Annotated in this window: 21 protein-coding genes; 12 read left to right on the forward strand and 9 right to left on the reverse strand. The window is 38.7% G+C overall.

What is annotated here, in order from left to right; all coding sequences use genetic code 11:
* The first annotated feature begins 12 nt into the window (after positions 1–12).
* Both GO621_RS07345 and GO621_RS07350 read left to right on the forward strand, forming a co-directional pair.
* The gene (locus GO621_RS07345; protein WP_157565598.1) at positions 13–210 is read left to right on the forward strand and encodes a hypothetical protein; all 198 of its coding nucleotides are present in this window, start codon (positions 13–15) and stop codon (positions 208–210) included.
* Positions 207–659 carry a nucleotidyltransferase family protein gene (locus GO621_RS07350; RefSeq protein ID WP_157565599.1) on the forward strand — a complete coding sequence of 151 codons (453 nt, stop codon included), beginning with the start codon at positions 207–209 and terminating at the stop codon, positions 657–659. The genes GO621_RS07345 and GO621_RS07350 overlap by 4 nt, the downstream gene beginning before the upstream one ends.
* Before the next feature lie 8 nt (positions 660–667).
* On the opposite strand, the gene GO621_RS07355 is transcribed toward GO621_RS07350, so the two are convergent.
* From GO621_RS07355 to GO621_RS07390, 8 genes are all read right to left on the reverse strand, one after another.
* Positions 668–1162 carry a GNAT family N-acetyltransferase gene (locus GO621_RS07355; RefSeq protein WP_157565601.1) on the reverse strand — a complete coding sequence of 165 codons (495 nt, stop codon included), beginning with the start codon at positions 1160–1162 and terminating at the stop codon, positions 668–670.
* 9 nt (positions 1163–1171) lie between these two features.
* Positions 1172–1867 (reverse strand): ABC transporter ATP-binding protein, encoded by a 696-nt coding sequence (locus tag GO621_RS07360; RefSeq protein WP_157565603.1) that lies wholly within the window; start codon positions 1865–1867, stop codon positions 1172–1174.
* Positions 1868–1869: 2 nt separating this feature from the next.
* Positions 1870–3342, reverse strand: coding sequence for a DUF5687 family protein (locus GO621_RS07365; protein WP_157565604.1), 1473 nt, complete (start codon positions 3340–3342; stop codon positions 1870–1872).
* A gap of 306 nt (positions 3343–3648) precedes the next feature.
* A complete protein-coding gene (locus GO621_RS07370; protein ID WP_157565606.1) occupies positions 3649–4008 on the reverse strand; it encodes a type II toxin-antitoxin system PemK/MazF family toxin in 360 nt (119 codons plus the stop codon).
* A 12-nt stretch (positions 4009–4020) separates the two neighbouring features.
* Positions 4021–4263 (reverse strand): hypothetical protein, encoded by a 243-nt coding sequence (locus GO621_RS07375; protein ID WP_157565608.1) that lies wholly within the window; start codon positions 4261–4263, stop codon positions 4021–4023.
* 77 nt (positions 4264–4340) lie between these two features.
* Positions 4341–5621, reverse strand: coding sequence for a replication-associated recombination protein A (locus GO621_RS07380; protein WP_157565610.1), 1281 nt, complete (start codon positions 5619–5621; stop codon positions 4341–4343).
* A gap of 292 nt (positions 5622–5913) precedes the next feature.
* Positions 5914–6126 carry a hypothetical protein gene (locus GO621_RS07385; RefSeq protein WP_157565611.1) on the reverse strand — a complete coding sequence of 71 codons (213 nt, stop codon included), beginning with the start codon at positions 6124–6126 and terminating at the stop codon, positions 5914–5916.
* Between the two features lie 37 nt (positions 6127–6163).
* Complete coding sequence (locus GO621_RS07390; RefSeq protein ID WP_157565613.1) at positions 6164–7342, reverse strand: esterase-like activity of phytase family protein; 1179 nt, start codon at positions 7340–7342, stop codon at positions 6164–6166.
* Positions 7343–7423: 81 nt separating this feature from the next.
* Between GO621_RS07390 and GO621_RS07395 the strand changes: the two genes are divergently transcribed.
* The gene (locus tag GO621_RS07395; protein ID WP_157565615.1) at positions 7424–8053 is read left to right on the forward strand and encodes a DNA-3-methyladenine glycosylase family protein; all 630 of its coding nucleotides are present in this window, start codon (positions 7424–7426) and stop codon (positions 8051–8053) included.
* Here GO621_RS07395 and cphA read toward each other — a convergent pair.
* Positions 8046–10670, reverse strand: a complete 2625-nt coding sequence (cphA, locus tag GO621_RS07400) for a cyanophycin synthetase (protein ID WP_157565617.1) — start codon at positions 10668–10670, stop codon at positions 8046–8048. The genes GO621_RS07395 and cphA overlap by 8 nt on opposite strands.
* Before the next feature lie 149 nt (positions 10671–10819).
* Here cphA and GO621_RS07405 point away from each other — a divergent pair, with 149 nt between their 5' ends.
* From GO621_RS07405 to GO621_RS07445, 9 genes are all read left to right on the forward strand, one after another.
* Entirely contained in the window at positions 10820–11734 is a 915-nt protein-coding gene (locus tag GO621_RS07405; protein WP_157565618.1) for a cyanophycinase, read from the forward strand.
* Position 11735: 1 nt separating this feature from the next.
* Positions 11736–12578, forward strand: coding sequence for an isoaspartyl peptidase/L-asparaginase (locus tag GO621_RS07410; protein ID WP_157565620.1), 843 nt, complete (start codon positions 11736–11738; stop codon positions 12576–12578).
* 74 nt (positions 12579–12652) lie between these two features.
* Positions 12653–13255 carry a hypothetical protein gene (locus GO621_RS07415; protein ID WP_157565622.1) on the forward strand — a complete coding sequence of 201 codons (603 nt, stop codon included), beginning with the start codon at positions 12653–12655 and terminating at the stop codon, positions 13253–13255.
* 228 nt (positions 13256–13483) lie between these two features.
* Positions 13484–13714 (forward strand): hypothetical protein, encoded by a 231-nt coding sequence (locus GO621_RS07420; protein WP_157565624.1) that lies wholly within the window; start codon positions 13484–13486, stop codon positions 13712–13714.
* A 194-nt stretch (positions 13715–13908) separates the two neighbouring features.
* A complete protein-coding gene (locus GO621_RS07425) occupies positions 13909–14427 on the forward strand; it encodes a DUF3347 domain-containing protein (RefSeq protein WP_157565625.1) in 519 nt (172 codons plus the stop codon).
* A gap of 113 nt (positions 14428–14540) precedes the next feature.
* Positions 14541–14912 (forward strand): response regulator, encoded by a 372-nt coding sequence (locus tag GO621_RS07430; RefSeq protein WP_157565627.1) that lies wholly within the window; start codon positions 14541–14543, stop codon positions 14910–14912.
* 632 nt (positions 14913–15544) lie between these two features.
* A complete protein-coding gene (locus GO621_RS07435) occupies positions 15545–17971 on the forward strand; it encodes a TonB-dependent receptor (protein ID WP_157565629.1) in 2427 nt (808 codons plus the stop codon).
* A gap of 76 nt (positions 17972–18047) precedes the next feature.
* Positions 18048–19283 carry a PepSY-associated TM helix domain-containing protein gene (locus tag GO621_RS07440; protein ID WP_157565630.1) on the forward strand — a complete coding sequence of 412 codons (1236 nt, stop codon included), beginning with the start codon at positions 18048–18050 and terminating at the stop codon, positions 19281–19283.
* A gap of 205 nt (positions 19284–19488) precedes the next feature.
* Positions 19489–19683 carry a hypothetical protein gene (locus GO621_RS07445; protein WP_157565632.1) on the forward strand — a complete coding sequence of 65 codons (195 nt, stop codon included), beginning with the start codon at positions 19489–19491 and terminating at the stop codon, positions 19681–19683.
* Positions 19684–19949: the final 266 nt, after the last annotated feature.

Consider the following 19949-nt stretch of genomic DNA (forward strand, 5'->3'; position numbering starts at 1 on the left):
GTATATTTATACATGGAAAGAAAAATGGCGATGGTAGTTACCTTTGTTAAAATGGAAGAGCAAGATCAACTGGATGTACAATTTTGGCAATCGAAACCTGCATCAGAAAGACTTGCAGAAGTTACCCGATTAAGAATTAATTACTATACCTGGCTAAATGGTTCTTATCCGAAAAAAATCGCAAAAGTGGTTGCCAAAAGAACTTTATGATTTTTGAAAAAGATTTTATTGATTTTATTGAATTGCTAAATACCCATCAGGTTGAGTATATAATAGTTGGGGCCCATGCTTTAGCTTTTCATGGACGACCAAGACATACAGGTGATTTAGACATTTGGATTAAACCAAGCGCGGAAAATGCAGCTAAGATGGTAAAAGTTTTAGAAGATTTTGGATTTGGCTCTTTAGGCCTTACAAAAGAGGATTTTATAAAAGAAAATAATATTACTCAGTTAGGCTATCCACCTTTAAGGATTGATATTTTAAATTCAATATCAGGAGTTGATTTTGAAGAGGCTTATAAAGGCAAGATAGATGCAGAAGTAGATAATCTACAAATTTCCTATATCAACATAAATCATTTTATAACAAATAAACAGGCATCAGGCCGTGCAAAAGATTTAGGAGATATTGAAGCACTTAGAAGAAAAACTAAATAAGGAAGAACTTACAACTCCTTCTGCATCACAAAATCCGTTAGCAAGTATTTACCCAAGGGCCGGTCTACTTCTTTTACCACCTTAAAATTCATCTTTTCATAAAAATTTCTGGCTTTGTTTTCGCGGTGAACATAAAGTTGTAAAATGCTTTTTCCGGCTATACGGGCCTGCGTTACTACAAATTCAAGCAATTCTTTTCCATAACCTTTTCCCTGTGCTTGTGGCAAACAGTAAATCTTTTCTAAAATCATGATCTCCTGATTTTCCTGATTTGCAGCAAAGGCGGCAAAAGCTACCGGTAATTCATTCTCCAATAAAAGCAGGAAACTTTGCCCGCCGCTACTGATTTGCTTTCGAAGCTTTTCTTTCGCATAAAACAAATCCAGCATAAATCGAATCTGTTCTTTCTCAAGAATAGTTGTATAAGTAGGCCACCAAATTTTTTCTGCCAATAAATGTATTGCTGTTACATCTGCAAGCGTAGCATGTCTGATTTTAACCATGCATCAAAATTAAACAGAAAAGTAGCTTTCCAGTTCTTCCAAAGTGTTGGAATTGGTTTGAATATCCTGGATAATTTTCCCTTTTTCCATTAACAAAATACGCTGGCAAACATCGGTAATGTGGTTTAAATCATGACTGGAAACAATTGTAGTCATGCTGTTTTTAAGAGATAAATCTTTGAGCAGGTTTTTTAAACGGATTTGTGTTGTAGGATCGATGTTGGCAAAAGGTTCGTCCAGCATTAAAATTTGCGGGTTTTGAAGAAGACAAGCCGCAACGCCAACTTTGCACTGGTTTCCTTTGGAAAGATCACGGATGTATTTTCCTTTCTGCAGGATTTCCCCATTAAAAAAATCAGTTAACCCGTTAAGTTTTTCATCAACAGAAACCTTGTTTTCGTTATGCAAACTGCCAATAAAATAGAAATATTCTTCCGGCGTAAGGTAATCAATCAAGAAGCCTTCATCTAAATAAGAAGCGGTGTAATCTTTCCATTGCTCATCGTGCATTACATTTTTTCCGTTGGATAAAACCTCGCCGCTTTCCGGCCGGATCAGATCGAGGACCATGCGAAATAAAGTTGTTTTTCCGGCGCCGTTATTTCCAACCAGGCCAACACTTTCGCCTTTTCGGATAGTTAAATGCGGAATATCTACAACCGTTACCCCGGCATAAGATTTTGTTAAGTTTTTAATTTCGATCATGGTTATTTGTTTCTGAAACCTTCAGCAATGGTATATTTTTTCTCCTCAAAATCGGCTTCTAATTGCCTGATCCAGTAGTTCCGCATAAGCACAAACAAGACTCCGGTCAGCCCGATCAAAATCAATCCAATATCCGGATTGCCCAGCCATTTGCCTGGCAAATAAATGAGATAAGGACATAAAATTAACGGCAAACCAAGCAGCAATTGCGTAGCGCCTACACCTTCCCAGTTAAAAGAAGCGCCTTTAGAAAGATCAATCCGTTTATAATTCCGATTAGCGAAAAAGAGCACAATTACTGTATTTACGCCGATGTTCCACAAATACATCATTAAATGTATAAATATAACGTGCCAGCCGAAGTAAACGTAAGGCAGCGTTAGCAGAAAAGCCAGCGTAGAAACCGTGGTAAAAAGTAAAAACTTAGCTTTTAGAAAATCGGAGAAACTGATTTTACTAATTAAAATACCATCAAAATGTGAACCTTGCCAGCTAAACATAAACTGGCCGTAATTAATAATGAAAAGGCCTGTCATAAAAATTGCAGGAAATAGTTTCATACTGTCACTATAGCTTTTATTGGTATAAAACAGTATTCCGTAAAACAGAAAAGCGCCAGTCATTATGATAGAAGAACGGCTTCTTTTATTACGCAAAATGAGTTTAATTTCATTAGAAACCAGATCACCAATCTTACCAAAACGATTAAAGAACGGAATATCAGTACTGTTTTTATAAGCTGCTTTTTTAGAACCAAGCTCTTCGAGGTACAGATTATCTTTTAAGTAGAGAAAATTGATAAAGTACATTACCGCAGCCAAAATTACCGGAAGCAGCGCAAACCAGTAATGCTGAATGATGCCATGGAAAAACCAGGAAGACAGGTTACGGATGGAATATAAGTGCCAGGAAAAATCAGCAGTTGTTAAGAGTATTAATAAGGCAGCATAACCTAAGTAAACCCAGCCATTAAGGTTTGATTTGCGTTTGATGTATAAGCTTAAATAATTGTTAAAAATGGTAAAACCTAAAATTGCAACGATAAAAAACAATGCAGCAGCATGGCCGGCATCCACCCAGATTACTTTAAAAATAAAGGGTAAAAACAGTATTACCGGCCATAAATTAAAAAACGAAAGCAGCGATACGAAAGAGAGGTACCGAACAATTACATTTTTTTTAATACGCAAATGCAGATAAGGCTGCACTTGCAAAGTTGGCAGTTCCTGTAACTGGAAACGCATAAGTAAATCGACCAAAAAATAATATAGAATGGTTTTGGAGAAGGAAGCGATCAAATCTTCATTTGGGGCAACTTCTTCTAAAATTTTATCCATAAAGAAGCCAAGCGCAAGTACGTTCAGCAGCAGGTACAAAATCAGGATAGCCAATACTATTTTTACGGCGATGCTTTTGCCTGCGCCAACGGTACGAAGAAAGGCTTTAATTTCGTGATGGATAAAAATACGGATCATAGGCTTAATTTGCGTGTAAAATAAGTGTTTTAAAAGGACTTAGTGCCTGTTGAATATTGTTTAAATATTTTCTATGCTTCTTTTATCACCTAAAAATCATTAAACCTGTTTAAAACTTATTGATTAAGGTTGTTGCCATGCTTCTTTTATCACCTAAAAATTGGTGTGGCAACTGGTTTTTAATTTGTTCCGGTTAGTGCAGGCACCAATTTTTATAAGGTAAAAGAAGCATGAGTATTTCTTCTGGCATAATTTAAACACAGGCTTAGAAAAAACAAGCATTAGGATTATTGTCCTGCTTATAATTCATGTTTCTATATCAAAAACAGATTTTATCCTTTCTAATATCTGTTCCATTTTAGCTTTCTCAGCAATGCGTGAAATTTTTTTAATAATAAGAACGTTATCGATAACAAGTACTTTTTTACAGTAAACGTACTGTGCGTTATGGGGAGGTTTAAAAGGGATAGCAACATGGCTGTTGTTTATTTCAACAGCTAAAACATTATTATTAGGGTTTTGAGTGGTCAACTGTACAATAATAACATCTGCCGATGTGTTGTTAACCATGGAATTGGACACTACAATTCCAGGCCTTACTTTGGCCCCGTGTTGATTGGTGAACGGAAAAGGCAAAAGCACCACATCGCCTTGTTGATAAACCATTATTCGCGAATTTTACAGATAAGAATTCCAGTAGTCATCCTCCTCTTTATCCCAAACATTTGCCATAGATTGTTCTGATGCCTGCATAGCAAATAAAGTCATTTCTTTTTCTTCAGATTCAGAAATAGCAGGATATGCAGGCAATACCTCTGGCGAAGAATGATCAAGCTTTGTAAATCTGAACTTTAAAATATCAGCCATTTCTTTTAAAAGGCCGATATGCTTTTCATTGAAGTTTTCTAATATAACTCTCATTCCCAATAATGATTACTAAACAAAAGTAGTATAAAATTGAACATCAATTATAGCCGGGCCAATAATATTCTCCGAACCTAATAACCATACTTCTCCTTCCATAAAGCTTTTAAACGTTCTTTAGATTTGGCCTCTGCCGGGTTGTTACCTGGCTCATAAAGTTTTGTTCCGCTGATGGTTTCCGGCAAATATTCCTGCTCGGCAAAGTTCCCTTCAAAAGCATGCGCATACTGATACTCTTTGCCGTAGCCAATGTTTTTCATGAACTTTGTTGGCGCGTTGCGCAGATGCAAAGGCACCGGCAGATCGCCGGTTTGGGCAACCAATTGCTGCGCTTTGCTAATGGCTTCATAACTGGCGTTGCTTTTGGGCGAAGTTGCCAGATAAACTACGGTTTGCGAAAGGATAATCTGCGATTCCGGCCAGCCAATTACGTTTACTGCCTGAAAACAATTGTTAGCTAAAAGCAGTGCATTTGGATTGGCATTTCCCACATCTTCCGAAGCCAAGATCAGCAATCTCCGGGCGATGAACAAAGCATCTTCGCCGCCGGCAGTCATTCGCGCCAGCCAGTAAACAGCCGCATTTGGGTCGCTGCCGCGGATGGACTTAATAAAAGCCGAAATAATATCGTAATGCTGCTCGCCGGCTTTATCGTACAATGCCATGTTTTGCTGCACGTTATCGAGCACTAATTTATTGGTAATGGTGATTTCTTCGCTATCTAAAGCATTTACCAGCAGTTCAAAAATATTAAGCAGTTTGCGCGCATCTCCTCCCGAAAGCCTGATTAAAGCTTCATATTCTTCGACCACTATTTTTTTAGTGCTAAAAACAGCATCGGTTTGAATAGCTTTTTGCAGTAAACCAGTCAGTTCCTGTTCAGTTAAATTTTTAAGGATGTAAACCTGGCATCGCGAAAGCAAAGCAGAAATAACTTCAAAAGAAGGGTTTTCGGTGGTAGCGCCAATCAGCGTTACAATTCCTTTTTCAACGGCGCCTAATAAAGAATCTTGCTGCGATTTGGAGAAACGGTGGATTTCATCAATAAATAAAATCGGCTGCGGCTGTCCGCCTTTTTTCAGAAGCGAAGCTTTTTCAATCACTTCCCGTACTTCTTTTACCCCTGAATTTATGGCGCTTAAAGCAAAAAACGGACGGTGCAAAGATTCTGAAATAATACCAGCCAAAGTAGTTTTACCTACGCCCGGCGGCCCCCATAAAATTACAGAAGGTATATTGCCTGATTCTATCGCCCGGCGCAAAACCGCTCCCGGACCAACCAGATGCCGCTGACCAGCGTAATCATCCAAACTTTTTGGCCGCATACGCTCGGCTAAAGGAGGTAAATTGTTCATAAGGTACAAGTTACCTAAAATGTGCCCTTATGGGAAATATTTATAAACGTTTTTTCGTGGAAGAAATTTTGCAAAGGTTATAGTTCCGCTTTCATAATAAAAGCAAACCAGATAATTTTTACATCTTATTCGATATGCTTGCCGAACAGTTCCCTTTAATTTTTTAAATTTAAAATAGAACTTATCGAATCAACTATTTTGACTTCGGATATAATAATGTTTAAATCAATTTGCGCTTCTTTTGAAGCCTTTTTTACATCCCGCAAAAAAGAAGGCAGATATTCATAAAGCATTATTTTACAGATTTAAGCCATTGTTCAAATTCCTCTGCTTCTGCTTTAGAAACAACAGGCTCATCTTTTACTTCTTCCATTGCTGCTAAAAGATAGGCATCCTCTTCGTCTTCAGAAAGCTCGACCTCAACCACTTTAAAATCAAGTGCTTTAGCCATTTCCGCCAGCCATTTATAATGTTTGCTTTTGATGTTTTCGATCACTAATCTCATAAACAAATATAAGGTTTCTGTCTTAAGAATCCGAGTTTTACGGGACCACTTCAAACAAAAAAAACTGCGTTTTCCCGGTCTTGTTAAAATTATTATCCGTCACAAAAATAATCGATCGGTGCCCGTTTGGTAAAGTCGGGCCAAAAGTGGCGCCTTCTACGTTATCAATGTAAATCTTTAAGTCATCCATATTTAACAACAGTTTTTTGCTGATTAGATGTTTGGGTGGATTTTTAATTAAAGAAGGATTGGCAATTACATTATCAGCGCCGTTTAAATCAGCTAAAAAAACACGGATAACACAACCTGGGTGCCCTTCAGAATAAGACCGCTCGGTTACCAGCAACTGGTTTTGGTTAACGGAAAGAATATCAGGAATACCATTCACTTTAAAACCATTTTCCGGAATAGTTGGATAAGCAACCTGCTCCAGCTTATAAGCATATTGAGCTGTATTTATTTTACTTTTCCAATCGTACTTATAAATCCGGCTTAATGCTTCGTTTGGTGTTACATCAGCCCGCGAGCCATCCTGGTACAGCGGTTCTTCCAAACTTACAAATAAGGTTTTGTAGTTATCGGCAAAAGCCAATCCTTCCAAAACGCCATTTTTTCGCGGTCCGCTTTCCACGGCTTGCATGTGTAAATTAGCAGGCAAAGGAAGTGTATTAATGTATTTTCCGGTAGTAGAAACCATATTAACAAACGGATCAATCAGCAAAGTATCTTTTTGGTTTACAATGCGTTCGCCTTCGCTGCTCCAAACCAGTTGCTTTGATATCGGATCATAACGCAGCGCTTCCGGATCTACCGTTTGCTTGGTATGTTTTTTCATATCCGGGTAAGGCTGGTTATTTTGTTGCAGTAAAGTTGTTACGTTAATAAGTTTGATGCTGTTGATTTCTTTTCCTGCCAAACTAATTTTAGCTGTATAAAAACGCGCCGGGTTAATTTCAGAACGGTCGTCGCTGATGAGGTAATACAGATCGTTTTTCGCATCGTAATCTATCGAAGACAAACCGCCAACAGTCGTATTTTTATATTGAAGATTGTACGGCAGATCGTATTCGTCCAAAAACTGCAACTTGCTGATGGTTGTTGATACTTCTTTTACCGATGTTTTTTTTAGTGTTGAACAAGCCGAAGCAAGCAAAAAAAACACCGGTAAAAACAGCATTGCCTGAAGATGCCGGGGAAGTTTAAATTTTGATTTCATTCAATTATTCTTCTGTAATCTGCAAAACTAAATCATTATAAAACGGCTTTCTCCTTAATCCATTTTTATTTTTTTGATGAGATGAATGCTTCTTTTAACCAACAAAATTTTCATTCCCTTTGTGATGATCTTGCCAGCCGCGATGCTTCTTTTAACAGCATAATTTCTGCGTTCGGCTATCCGCCGTTCTGGGGCCGGCCAAATACATTTGAATCACTCGTTCATATTATTTTAGAACAGCAGGTTTCTCTTGCTTCTGCTTGGTCGGCTTTGCAAAAACTAAAAAACAGAACCGGACAAATTACGCCAGAAACACTTTTGGCTTTAAGCGATGAAGAACTAAAAGCCTGTTATTTTAGCAGGCAAAAAACAGTTTATGCCAAACATTTGGCAGAAAACCTTTTATACGGCGTTTTAAACCTGCAACAGTTAGAACACTTGAAAGATGAAGAAGTGAGAAGCAAACTAACTGCCATAAAAGGTATTGGCAACTGGACAACTGATATTTACCTGATTTTTGTTTTGCACCGAACCGATATTTTCCCTATCGGTGACCTGGCTGTTGTAAATGCTTTAAAAAGATTAAAAAACTTGCCGACTAATACGCCAAAAGAAAGGCTTCTGCAAATTGCAGAAGCCTGGAAACCTTTTCGCACTATAGCTACCATGCTTTTGTGGCACGAATATTTAAGCAGACGGAAAATTAAATAACTTCTCCGGCCCTTTCTTTTTCCTGGTACCGGTGCACTACATCTATCGCATTATCTACAACATCGCTTAAAGCAACAATAAAAGCGCCCGGTTTAGCTATTCGGATGGCATGTTGTATCACATCCATTTCTTTGTCGGCCATTTCATAAGTTCTGTTTAGGCCTGATTCCAAAATACCTTCTTCCATCAGCCTTAAAAGATGTTCTTTGTTGTTTCCGCGCAAATGATTTTCCTGGCGGAGGATAATGTGATCGAACATTTCTGCTGCAATTTTCCCAAGTTCCCTGATATCTTCGTCCCGGCGATCACCTGTACCGGCAATTAAACCTATTTTTTGAGGTGAATCAATTGTTTTCATAAACTGTTTGATGCCGTTAAAACCATCTGGATTATGGGCAAAATCGACCATAATCTTAAAATCCCTGAAATCAAAAATATTCATGCGTCCAGGTGTTTGCGCAACCGAAGGAATAAAGGTTTCGAGCGAAGTTTTAATATCTTCTGTACGGAAACCCCAAACAAAAGCAGCAAGCGTGGCAGCCAATACATTCTGGATCATGAAAGCAACCGTACCGCCAAAAGTTAACGGGACCTGTGCTGCTTTTTGTACCCGTATTTTCCAGTTTCCTTTTTTGATGGTGATGTAAGCATTCTCGTAAATACAAGCAATATTGCCCTGGCTGCAATGGTTTACAATTACCGGGTTGCTTTCATCCATACTGAAATAAACCACATTGCACCTGGCTTTCTTGCCGATCTTAACGCAGTAATCGTTATCGGCATTAATTACCGCCCAACCTGTTTTTTTTACTGAATTGATCACTACTTCTTTTACCCGTGCAAGTTCATCAAGTGTATAAATATCGTTCAGCCCTAAATGATCTTCCTGGATGTTAGTAAGTACACCAATATCACACTGGCTAAAACCTAAACCTGAACGTAAAATCCCGCCGCGTGCCGTTTCCAGCACAGCAAATTCTACCGTTGGGTCTTTCAAAATAAATTCTGCACTAACCGGGCCTGTAGTATCACCTTTTAACATTTTTGTGTTTTGCACATAAATGCCGTCTGAAGTGGTAAAACCAACACGGTAACCATTATTTTTTACAATATGCGCAATTAAACGCGTGGTAGTAGTTTTACCATTTGTTCCGGTAATGGAAATGATAGGGATACGTGCCGATTTTCCATAAGGATACAACATATCGATTACGGGGGCTGCAACGTTACGGGCCAAACCTTCACTTGGTGCCAGGTGCATCCGGAAGCCTGGCGCTGCATTTACTTCTAATACTACGCCACCATTTATGGTAAGTGGTTCCGTTAAATTTTGTGCCTGGATGTCAATGCCGCAGATATCCAAACCAATAATCCTGGAAATCCGCTCGCTGATAAATACATTTTCCGGGTGGACCATATCGGTAACATCGATGGAGGTTCCGCCGGTACTAAGGTTAGCTGTTGATTTTAGGTAAACAATTTCTCCGTTTGCCGGAACAGTTTCAACTGTATAACCTTTTTTATTCAGTAAATCCACTGAATCGCGATCGATGGAAATTTCGGTCAGCACATTTTCGTGGCCGTAGCCGCGCCGCGGGTCTTGGTTTTCCAGATCGATCAACTCCCGGATCGTTTTAATACCATCACCAATAATATGTGCCGGAACACGCAAAGCAGCAGCAACCATTTTATGGTCAACCACAAGGACCCGGAAATCATACCCGGAAATAAATTTTTCTACAATTACCTTTCGGGAAATCCTTGCTGCGTGTTCAAAGGCAGCCTCTGCTTCCTCTTTAGTTTTAACATTAATGGTTGCTCCACGTCCATGATTACCATCCAACGGTTTGAACACCAGCGGAAAACCAACTTTATGTATAGCCAGGTCAACATCATCAACTGATGTGATGGCGATCCCTTTTGCAACCGGAATAGCCTGCTCTTCTAAAAGCCGTTTTGTTTCTTCTTTGTTGCCTGCAAGGTCAACGGCAATGCTGCTTGTTTTCTCCGTCATGGTTGCCCGGATACGCATTTGGTTTTTACCATAACCCAATTGCACCAAAGATTGGTTGTTCAGCCTGATCCATGGAATATCGCGCGCTATTGCTTCTCCCACAACAGAGCCGGTACTTGGCCCTAAACGGGTTTGCTCCCTTATTCTTTTTAGTTCCCGGATATCTTCCTCCAGATCATATGGTAAGTTATCGATCAAGGCTTCCGCTATTTTTACGGCAGCTTCTGCTGCATGAACGCCTACTTTTTCTTCTTCATAGTTAAAAACCACATGGTAAATACCTTTGGTATGGGTTTCACGGGTACGGCCGTAACCGGTTTCCATTCCTGCTAAGGTTTGTATTTCCAAGGCAATGTGTTCAATTACATGACCCATCCAGGTACCTTTTTTTACCCTTTCAAAAAAACCTCCGGGAACACCCGGCGAACAGCGATGGCTATACAGGGAAGGAATTAAAGCTTCCAGCCTTTCATAAAACCCTTCGATCATGTTGGTTGGCCTTTCTTCCAGCTCCTCCAGGTCTAAGCGCATTTGTATCAACTTTTTCCGGTAAGTACTCCAAATATTTGGCCCTTTCAGTACCTGAATTTTTTCTATCTTCATAAAATATATGCTTCTATAGCTTCTTTTAAACAGGTATTTTTAATAAAACACTTGCAAGTAAATAAGTTTTTGGATAAAAATGTAATTAATCCTAACTTATTTAGGCCTTACGCGGTTATCTTTGGAAAAATACCTTAAATATTTGATTGATGATCATACCAAAAGGAAAATTAATAATTATTGGCGGTGCCGTTGACTTGGGTACGAACATTAGTGCGTCAGAAAATATCAAACAACCAGACCATCTTCGGTTTTTTGAACATGGAATTTTAAAACGGATTATTACAGAATCTGCCCATCCATATAATCCGCTGGTAGAAGTAATAACCACCGCATCACGAATCCCGGAACTGGTTGGCGAAGAATATATCAGGGCTTTTAACCAGCTTCATGTTGAAAATGTAAATGTTCTGGACATTAGAAGCCGGGAAGATGCAGCCAATGCAGCGTATTTAGAACGTATAAGAAAGGCAGATGTAGTGATGTTTACCGGTGGGGACCAGCTTCGTTTAAGCTCTATTTTTGGAGGGACTGAATTTTTATCGATACTGAAGGAGCGCTATTTTCATGAACATTTACTGATAGCCGGAACTTCGGCCGGTGCGGCGGCGGCTTCGGCCAATATGATTTACCGTGGCGAAAGCAATGATGCCATGATTAAGGGAGAAGTACAAATTACAGCCGGGTTAGGTTTTATAGATTCGGTTATTATTGATACCCATTTTGTGCAACGCGGCCGCATTGGCCGTTTGTTTTATGCCGTAGCCAGCAATCCCGGAATTTTAGGGATTGGCTTGGGCGAAGATGCCGGTTTACTGATTACTGAAGGTAAAGTAATGGAAGCTATAGGTTCTGGTCTAACTATTGTGGTGGATGGAAGGAACATTATCGAAACCAATATTTATGATGTAGAAATGGGTACAGCCGTTTCTGTTGAAAACTTGAAAGTGCATGTAATGTCTATTTGTGATAAATTTGATTTACGCTTACATAAATTATTCATTAACCAGGCAGTTAAAGTTGTAAATGCCCTATCTTTAAATATTCCAGACAGCGACCAATAACATGAAACTGATTATTCACGGCGGATTTTTTAGCGAATCTGGCACGAACCAGGAAGTTAAAAAAGCAAAACAGGAAGCTTTAGCTACCATAGCCGAAGCAAGTTATACTTTTTTAAAAACGCACACAGCAGTACAAACTACTGTTTTTGCAGTATCTTTATTAGAAGATTGCGAATTATTTAATGCTGGTTACGGTTCGCAAATCCAAAGTGATGGTAAAATCAGGCTAAGCGCTGCCTTAATGGATGGAAACACAGAACATTTTTCAGGCGTTATCAACGTGGAAGATGTAAAAAATCCGATTCAGGTAGCCGAAAAATTATTGCCTATGCAAGACCGCGTACTAAGCGGAAGCGGTGCAAAAGATTTTGCAATGGAGCATGGCTTTCCTTACTTTAATCCGCAAACACCACAACGTAAACAGGAATATGAGCAAAAACTACAAAACTCTGTCCGTTTAGGTACGGTAGGCTGTGTCGCTTTGGACCAGCATGGTGACCTGGCAGCAGCTACCTCAACCGGAGGCAAAGGCTTTGAAATCCCTTGCCGTGTTAGCGATTCGGCTACGGTTGCAGGTAATTATGCCAATAGTTTTGCTGCTGTCTCCTGCACAGGTGTAGGCGAAGATATTATGAGCGGCGCCGTTGCTGCCAAAATTGTAACACGGGTAACCGATGGTTTTAAACTGAGTGATGCGTGTGAAAAAACTTTATCAGAATTAAGCGCTTTTGATGGTTTTGCAGGCGTTATCAGCATAAAATCAAATGGAGAAATTTATCATGCCGATACCCATCCCTACATGGTTTGGGCTTGTTATGATGATGGGCTGGAAGTTTTCGATTAAAACAAAAGAGATTTGATATTACCCTGATAATCCACTGCCCATAAAATTTAACCTTTGTAATACCAATCATCATTATGAAACTATTTTTAGCTGTTTTTATCAGTCTTTTTTCGTTAAAAGTTTCTGCGCAATGGCCAGCTAATTTACCCTGGCATAAAAATCATGAGCGTTTACCACAACTTATTAAGCCCTTACTTCCAGTTGAAACGGTTCCCGAAACATTTTCATCAAATGCTTCTTTTAACGGGTTTAATACCCAGTTGGCCCGAAGCCGTTACCGTATAAATGCCGAAGAAGCTTTTATTATGAAAAATTTGCGCAGAAGTATGCGTTATGGCAGCGATAGTATGCGCGTACAGTTTAATAAGCTCGCCAATTTTTACTTCAGCCAAAACCGTTTTTCTGAAGCAAAATGGTATGTGTTACGAAGCAACGCCATTGCAAGGCAACAAAAAAACTATGAAGGGATTATTGGTTCGTTATTGGTTTTGGCAGATGTTAAATCTAATTTGGGCGATTTTAAACAGGCAAATGCAGATCTGTTTGAAGCAAAAACAATTGCTGCTTCCCACAGCATGGCACCAGATTTATTACTGATTGAACAACATTCTAAACAAATCCGGATAAATAAAGAAGTGGGCATCAAAGCAGAAAACCATTACTCAGACCTTTTGTAACAGCAATTAATCCGGTTAATACCTTTGCGTTTCTGCATAAACCTAATGCTTCTTTTATCGTATAAAAACCACATCTGGCGTAGCTATATATTGTTTAAGCACAAAAACAAGCAGAAACGCTGCGAAAAAATCAAAATATAGTTCAGTTTAACTTGCAACTCTGTTAATTGATATAAACAAATTGTATTTTTACGAGTTAATGTAAAACAATTATTTAAAATCTAAATCATGGCAAAAGCTAAAAAAGAAGAAACAGGCGGTGGTATAACTGCTTATTCTGTTAAAACAAAAACAAAAAACGTTCCAATGGTGGACCCTGTTATCAATGTTAAATCCGGGAGATATATTGCGGTAGGAAAAGATGCCGACGGAAATAACATGGCCGCTATTTTAGGAAAAGGAAAAGCAGAAGAACACATTAACAGCGGACATGCTAAAAAAGGCGAAGGCTGGGATTAACCATACTGTTTTTATACAGTAAAATTCTACCAAGCTGTTGTTACATCGTAACTGCTTTTTTAGTTATTACAACCTTAAGCTATACTGCCAGATAACAATTAATTGTTATCTGGCAATTTTATTAAATCCAAACCCTGTATTTCTTTTTCTGTTCCGGCTTAAATTGTACCTCCTTTAACATTAACCAGGCGATCATGAAAAATATATGCTACCTGATATCCGTGCTTTTCTTTTTTAGCTATTATCAAACTAAAGCCCAAAATAGCACTACAGCTATTAACCAGGTTTTACAAGCTTATTTTGGAGTAGAAAAAGCTTTGGTTAATGATGATAGCGAAATGGCCAATAAACAGGCAACTGTATTGGTTAACGCAATAGAACAGGTTAATGCGTCAAAATTAGATGACAGGCAAAAAGCCGACTGGACAAAATACAACGAAAAATTGCGTTACAACAGTCAGCATATCAGTGAATCTAAAAGCATAGCCCATCAGCGGGAACACTTTGCTGCGCTTTCTGATGACATGTATTCCTTATTCAAAAATTTTAAAACCCACCCTACCATTTACCGCCAATATTGCCCCATGAAAAAGCAATACTGGTTAAATGATGCTGCTACCATACAAAACCCGTATTATGGCAAACAAATGCCGGATTGCGGAAAAGTTACAGAAAAGATGGCTGGAAGCAGTTCAGTAATCCTGATAAAATAATTAAAACTTTGGGTAAAACTGTGTTTAAATCCACGTAATCAAATTATTAAAAACCATGTAATGCTTTTTCGCGTTGTTAACAAATATAATTCGAATTACTTCCCAAAAATAAGATGGTAAATAAAACAATATTGGTGTGTGATGACGATCAGGACATTCTTGAAATGCTTGTATTTGTATTGGAAACTTACGGCTACCGTGCAGTAGCAGAAAGCAACAGCCCGAATATGTTTAACGCGATCAAGAAAGAACATCCGGGTTTGGTTATTATTGATTTATGGATGCCATTGATGACGGGCGACGAAGTAGTTAAACAATTAAGAAAATCACCTGAAACAGAGCGTTTACCGGTAATTGTCATTTCTGCCAATATAGATGGTAAAGAAACGGCCGATAATGCAGGCGCCAATCATTTCATCAGTAAACCTTTTGATATTGTAAACCTGATCGATAAAGTAGAAGAATACTACGCCCAGGCCAGCTAATGTTTTATGCCGATAAAAGAAGCATTAGAATTTAACCTTTCGGATTTTTTATAAAAACTGCTTTCCGGTTAATTTTTTTCCTCCCAATATCTTTTCTATTTATAAAGCTAAAATTCTGTCTGTTTGGCTCAATATTTCGTCGGCTCTGATTATAATTTTTCACTACTGCTTACCGACAGATTTTAAACTCTTCAAAAATTTTCTTTCAGAAAATGGAGGTATCAGATGATAAAGCCTTGCTGAACCTTATTTAAAACTATTGTTCCTTTATCGGATTGCTTTTTTATTATGAAGTTATTTAAACTTTTTTTCTGGCACTCTTTTTTGGGCCGATGCTTCTTTTATCGCCTGAAAATGCTGGTCGTTAAATTTTGATTTTTTAGGCTGATGCTTCTTTTATCAGCTAAAAAATATTAACCATTCACTAACACCAATTTTACCCGATAAAAGAAGCATGGGCACCAAACCTGTGCATGCCGGAGGACCAAATTTAAATTGGTACCAAAAAGTTTAAACAACCTCTATTTTTATTTAAAATAATTCTAAATAATATTTGGGTTTTTGTCTTAGAAATTTATCTTTGCCGCCATATTAGAATTGATCTAAATAATAATAGTCCTAATCTTTGACTCATGATTAAAAAAGCTTTACTTCTTTTACCACTACTTTTTATATTGATTTATGCGGATGCACAAACGCTTACCGGAAGAATATCAGGAAAAATAAAAACGAGCGATGGCCAACCCGAACATCGCGTAACCATAACAATTAAAGAATTAAACAAAATTGCTTTTAGCAGAGAAGATGGCAGTTACACGTTTAACAATGTGAAACCAGGCACTTATACGCTGCGCGTTTCCTGCGTGGGCTGTAGCAATAAAGAAACAACCCTAACGGTAGTTGCAGAAAAAACAGTAATAGCAGATTTTAATCTGGCCGAAAGCACTTCCAACTTAAAAGAAGTAAATATTAATGCCAATAAAAACAGTAATAACATACCGGTAACACTGGGCAAAGCAGCCATCAGCCCTTTAGACCTGCCACAAAGCACAGGTATAGTAACCAGCCGGACCATTGAAGACCAGCAGGTTAACCGTTTAGGCGATGCTTTAAGAAATGTAAGCGGGGTTTCCTTAACACAAACCCGTGGCGGAGTTTCCGAATCTTTCTCTGCACGCGGATATACCATTGGCATTGCTGGCGCATCCGGAAGTATTTTTAGAAACGGTGTATTAACTAATACAGCAGGTTTCCCGGATGCCAGCACATTAGAATCTATTGAAGTTTTAAAAGGAAGCTCTGCCTTACTTTATGGAAACACTTCCGGCGGGCTGGTAATTAACCTGGTTACCAAAAAGCCCAAGTTTGATTTTGGCGGAGAAGTTGCCATGCGTTACGGAAGCTACAATGATTATAAACCAATGGTTGATGTTTATGGCCCGATCAGTAAAAATGTAGCTTTTCGTGTTATCGGAAGTTATGAAAACAGCGGCAGCTACCGTGATCAGGTTAAAACCAAAATAACTAACTTTAGTCCTTCGCTGCTGTTCAATCTCGGCCCAAAAACAACATTACTGGTAGAAGGCAATTACTTTAAAGCAGATCTAACACCTGATAACGGCGTAGGAACTTTAAATAACGGCCGGTTTATTCCTGATGTTCCCCGTTCGCAATATATCAATACCAACTGGGCATATAGTAATTTAGAACAGGGAACCGGCTCAGCTACCTTAAACCATAAGTTCAACGATTCCTGGTATTTAAATGCAATTGGTTCTGTACAAGGAACAAGCGTTAATTCTTTCGGCTCCAGTTTGCCTAATAATGTTGGCGCAGACGGAACCTGGAACAGAGGTTTAACCCGCGCTAAAACTTATGAAGGTGATTATACCGGCCAGGTTAACCTGAACGGCAAATTTAAAACAGGTTTTTTAAGCCATCAATTATTGGTAGGAACAGATTTTGCAGAAGTGTTGAATGTAACCAGAAATTTTGCGATCAACGGCATAACAGCTACCAATACTGTTTATGATAAGATCAATATTGTTGATCTGAATGAATATCCGGTACGCACGGATATGCCAAATTCTACTGATACTTTACGTACCAAATCGCCTTCTTACCGTTTTGGTTATTATGCACAGGATCTGATCAGTATCACCGATAAATTTAAAGTATTGGCTGGCTTGCGTTATTCAATCGTAAAAACAGAACAAACTTCTATCTCGAATTTAAAAACCGGTTTGGATAGCAGAGGAACGGCATCAACTAAAATAGATAAAGCTTTTTCACCAAAGGTTGCTTTAATCTATCAGCCGGTTAAAACAACTTCTGTTTACGCCACTTATAGCAACAACTTCAACACCAATTCTACCTATACAGATATTTACGGGGCAACTTTAAAACCTTCAACTGTTGATCAATACGAAGCAGGTATCAAGAATGACCTTTTTAACGGAAAGCTTACTGCAAATTTAAGTGTTTACCGGATTACCAACAGCGACTTAGCTATACAAGCACAGTTTGACAGTAACGGAAACCCAAATACAGTATCAACCGTTAGAGAGTTTAGCGGACAAACAAAAAGTGATGGTTTTGATATAGATATTAACGGAAATATTTCCAAAAACTTCTACTTTGTTGCTGGCTACGGCTACAACTACATTCGCTACACTAAAACAACGGGCTCAACGGGTTCTTACATTGTAGGCGAACGTTTGGTAAACAGTCCTGCAAATACGTTTAACGGAAGTTTGTTTTATACCTTTGATCTTCCAGCCTTACGCGGATTAAAATTAGGCGCATCAGCATTTTATACCGGTTCCCGTTTTGGCGGATATAACAATACGGTTAATCAAACGCAAAAATATAGCCGTTTAATCCCTTTAAGCGGTTTTACAACGGTTGATCTTTCTGCCGGATATGCTTACAAAAGATTTTCCCTGTTAGGTAAAATCTCCAATATTGGCAATACTTTGAATTATCTGATCCACGATAATTACAGCATTACGCCAATTCCACCACGTCAATTTTTAACCACACTGGCTTATAAATTCTAATTAAAATCTAAAAAACGGCTTATTAAAAAACAGACACCAGCAACGGTGTTTGTTTTTTGCAGATAAAAACAGCATCATGAAAAAATTCTTCCGCAGCATTCACCTTTATTTAAGTTTAGCAGCAGGCATCTTCATTTTTTGCTCCTGCCTTACCGGAACAATAATGGTTTTTGAAGAAGAAATAGAACATGCGCTGCACCACAATCGCTATTATGTACAACCCGAAGCCACGCGTTTACCTTTATCTCAACTGGTTTTTAACACGATAAAAGAAGTACCAAAAGCCAAACTGGCCAATGTAAAAGTTTATACTGAAGCTGACAGAACGGTAGAAATTGGCTTGATTGTTCCGGAGAAAAAAGGCGGAAAAGATGGAAAAGAACGCGGACAAAGGGCTGGGGAGCGCAGAAATGATGGCCAGCAAACAGGAAAGCAGGCTAGATTAAAAGGTAAAAAACCGGAAGAAGGTGGCAGGCCAAACCTTACCGTTTTTGTTAATCCTTATAACGGCGAAGTGATCGATCAGTTTAACCGGCGCAAATCTTTTTTCTTTTCGGTCGAGATGTTCCACCGCTTTTTATTAGCTGGTAAAAACAGTATCGGCAATAAAATAGTAAGTTTTTCAACATTGTTTTTCTTATTTATCCTGATAACAGGCGTGATTTTATGGTGGCCGAAAAACAAAAAGATCATGAAGCAGCGCCTGCAATATAAATGGACCGGCGGATGGAAACGCTTAACGCACGACCTGCATATTGTTACCGGTTTTTACACTTCTGTTTTTTTACTGGTGATCGTTTCATGCGGGTTGATCATGACTTTTCCCTGGGCCAACAAATTATTGTTTACGCTTACCGGTTCTACATTTTCTCAGGAGCAGCCCAAACAGCCCGCATCTGTTTACCAGGCCGGATTAAAACCGTTAACAATAGACCAGATAGCAGCAAGCAACACACGGGAAATTGAAAATACAGCATCTTACACCATTCGTGCCCCACGTGATTCATCCGGTACTTTTGCCCTTAACGTGCTGCCAAAAGGAGCAGTAGAAACAGCTTCGGATACTTATTTTATCGATCAATATTCTGGCAAAACCATCAGCGTGCAAAAGTTTGCCGATAAAAGCGCCGGGCAGCGCGCACGTGCTTTTGTAAAGCCGATCCACACCGGTTCTGTTTATGGTTTACCAACTAAAATTATCAGTTTTATTGTTTGCTTGTTATCCCTTATTTTCCCGGTAACCGGCGTAATGATGTGGCTAAACCGGATTAAAAAAAGGCCGGTAAAAAAAGCACCAGCCAGTATGCTGTAGGTTGAACTTAGTGCTGGTTACATTTTAAAGCCCTGAAGTTGTTTAAACTTCTTTTTCCGGTCCTCTTTTTTTCTGGGCCGATGCTTTTTTTATCGCCTAAAAAATGTTAACCCTAGTTTTTTTGATTCACTAACTGACCTATAAGGTTTTGAAAACCTTATAGGTCAGTTAGTGATTATAGGTCAATAGTGATTAACTTCTTTTTTTGGCTAAAGCCGCTACCGGTGTTGATACAACCCACGGCCTAAAGGCCATGGCAATTTTAAAGCCTGGTTTTACGACAGATATTGGTTTACCAATGCTGGACCGCCCTGTGCCGGCACAACGTCCTTTTATGTTCAACTTACCGTTGCCACGGCCTTCAGGCCGTGGACGAAGGATAACCGAAAGCAGGCTTTAGCCAAAACACACAAAACAAAAATCAGGGCATCAAAGGAATATCAAACAAAAGGACAAAATTTTAACAGGCCCTTAATCTTTGGTTTTGGTTTTTTAAGCCGATGCTTCTTTTATCACCTAAAAAATGTTAACCCTAGTTTTTTTGATCGATTAAATGTAACACCAATTTTTACGGTTAATCACTAAAGACCTATAAGGTTTTGAAAACCTTATAGGTCTTTAGCCAATACATACACCAAGTTTTACCCGGTAAAAGAAGCATCAAAA

Source organism: Mucilaginibacter arboris, assembly GCF_009754915.1.
Classification (GTDB): domain Bacteria; phylum Bacteroidota; class Bacteroidia; order Sphingobacteriales; family Sphingobacteriaceae; genus Mucilaginibacter_A; species Mucilaginibacter_A arboris.

Excerpts from the sequence above, each read along its gene's own strand:
- GO621_RS07415 (WP_157565622.1), top strand. The coding sequence starts at position 12,653 with ATGAAACTATTTTTAGCTGTTTTTATCAGTCTTTTTTCGTTAAAAGTT.
- GO621_RS07355 (WP_157565601.1), bottom strand. The coding sequence starts at position 1,162 with ATGGTTAAAATCAGACATGCTACGCTTGCAGATGTAACAGCAATACAT.
- GO621_RS07365 (WP_157565604.1), bottom strand. The coding sequence starts at position 3,342 with ATGATCCGTATTTTTATCCATCACGAAATTAAAGCCTTTCTTCGTACC.
- GO621_RS07380 (WP_157565610.1), bottom strand. The coding sequence starts at position 5,621 with ATGAACAATTTACCTCCTTTAGCCGAGCGTATGCGGCCAAAAAGTTTG.
- GO621_RS07350 (WP_157565599.1), top strand. The coding sequence starts at position 207 with ATGATTTTTGAAAAAGATTTTATTGATTTTATTGAATTGCTAAATACC.
- GO621_RS07375 (WP_157565608.1), bottom strand. The coding sequence starts at position 4,263 with ATGAGAGTTATATTAGAAAACTTCAATGAAAAGCATATCGGCCTTTTA.
- GO621_RS07360 (WP_157565603.1), bottom strand. The coding sequence starts at position 1,867 with ATGATCGAAATTAAAAACTTAACAAAATCTTATGCCGGGGTAACGGTT.
- GO621_RS07385 (WP_157565611.1), bottom strand. The coding sequence starts at position 6,126 with ATGAGATTAGTGATCGAAAACATCAAAAGCAAACATTATAAATGGCTG.
- GO621_RS07345 (WP_157565598.1), top strand. The coding sequence starts at position 13 with ATGGAAAGAAAAATGGCGATGGTAGTTACCTTTGTTAAAATGGAAGAG.
- GO621_RS07420 (WP_157565624.1), top strand. The coding sequence starts at position 13,484 with ATGGCAAAAGCTAAAAAAGAAGAAACAGGCGGTGGTATAACTGCTTAT.
- GO621_RS07395 (WP_157565615.1), top strand. The coding sequence starts at position 7,424 with ATGAATGCTTCTTTTAACCAACAAAATTTTCATTCCCTTTGTGATGAT.
- GO621_RS07440 (WP_157565630.1), top strand. The coding sequence starts at position 18,048 with ATGAAAAAATTCTTCCGCAGCATTCACCTTTATTTAAGTTTAGCAGCA.
- GO621_RS07410 (WP_157565620.1), top strand. The coding sequence starts at position 11,736 with ATGAAACTGATTATTCACGGCGGATTTTTTAGCGAATCTGGCACGAAC.
- GO621_RS07370 (WP_157565606.1), bottom strand. The coding sequence starts at position 4,008 with ATGGTTTATCAACAAGGCGATGTGGTGCTTTTGCCTTTTCCGTTCACC.
- GO621_RS07425 (WP_157565625.1), top strand. The coding sequence starts at position 13,909 with ATGAAAAATATATGCTACCTGATATCCGTGCTTTTCTTTTTTAGCTAT.
- GO621_RS07435 (WP_157565629.1), top strand. The coding sequence starts at position 15,545 with ATGATTAAAAAAGCTTTACTTCTTTTACCACTACTTTTTATATTGATT.
- GO621_RS07430 (WP_157565627.1), top strand. The coding sequence starts at position 14,541 with ATGGTAAATAAAACAATATTGGTGTGTGATGACGATCAGGACATTCTT.
- GO621_RS07390 (WP_157565613.1), bottom strand. The coding sequence starts at position 7,342 with ATGAAATCAAAATTTAAACTTCCCCGGCATCTTCAGGCAATGCTGTTT.
- GO621_RS07405 (WP_157565618.1), top strand. The coding sequence starts at position 10,820 with ATGATCATACCAAAAGGAAAATTAATAATTATTGGCGGTGCCGTTGAC.
- cphA (WP_157565617.1), bottom strand. The coding sequence starts at position 10,670 with ATGAAGATAGAAAAAATTCAGGTACTGAAAGGGCCAAATATTTGGAGT.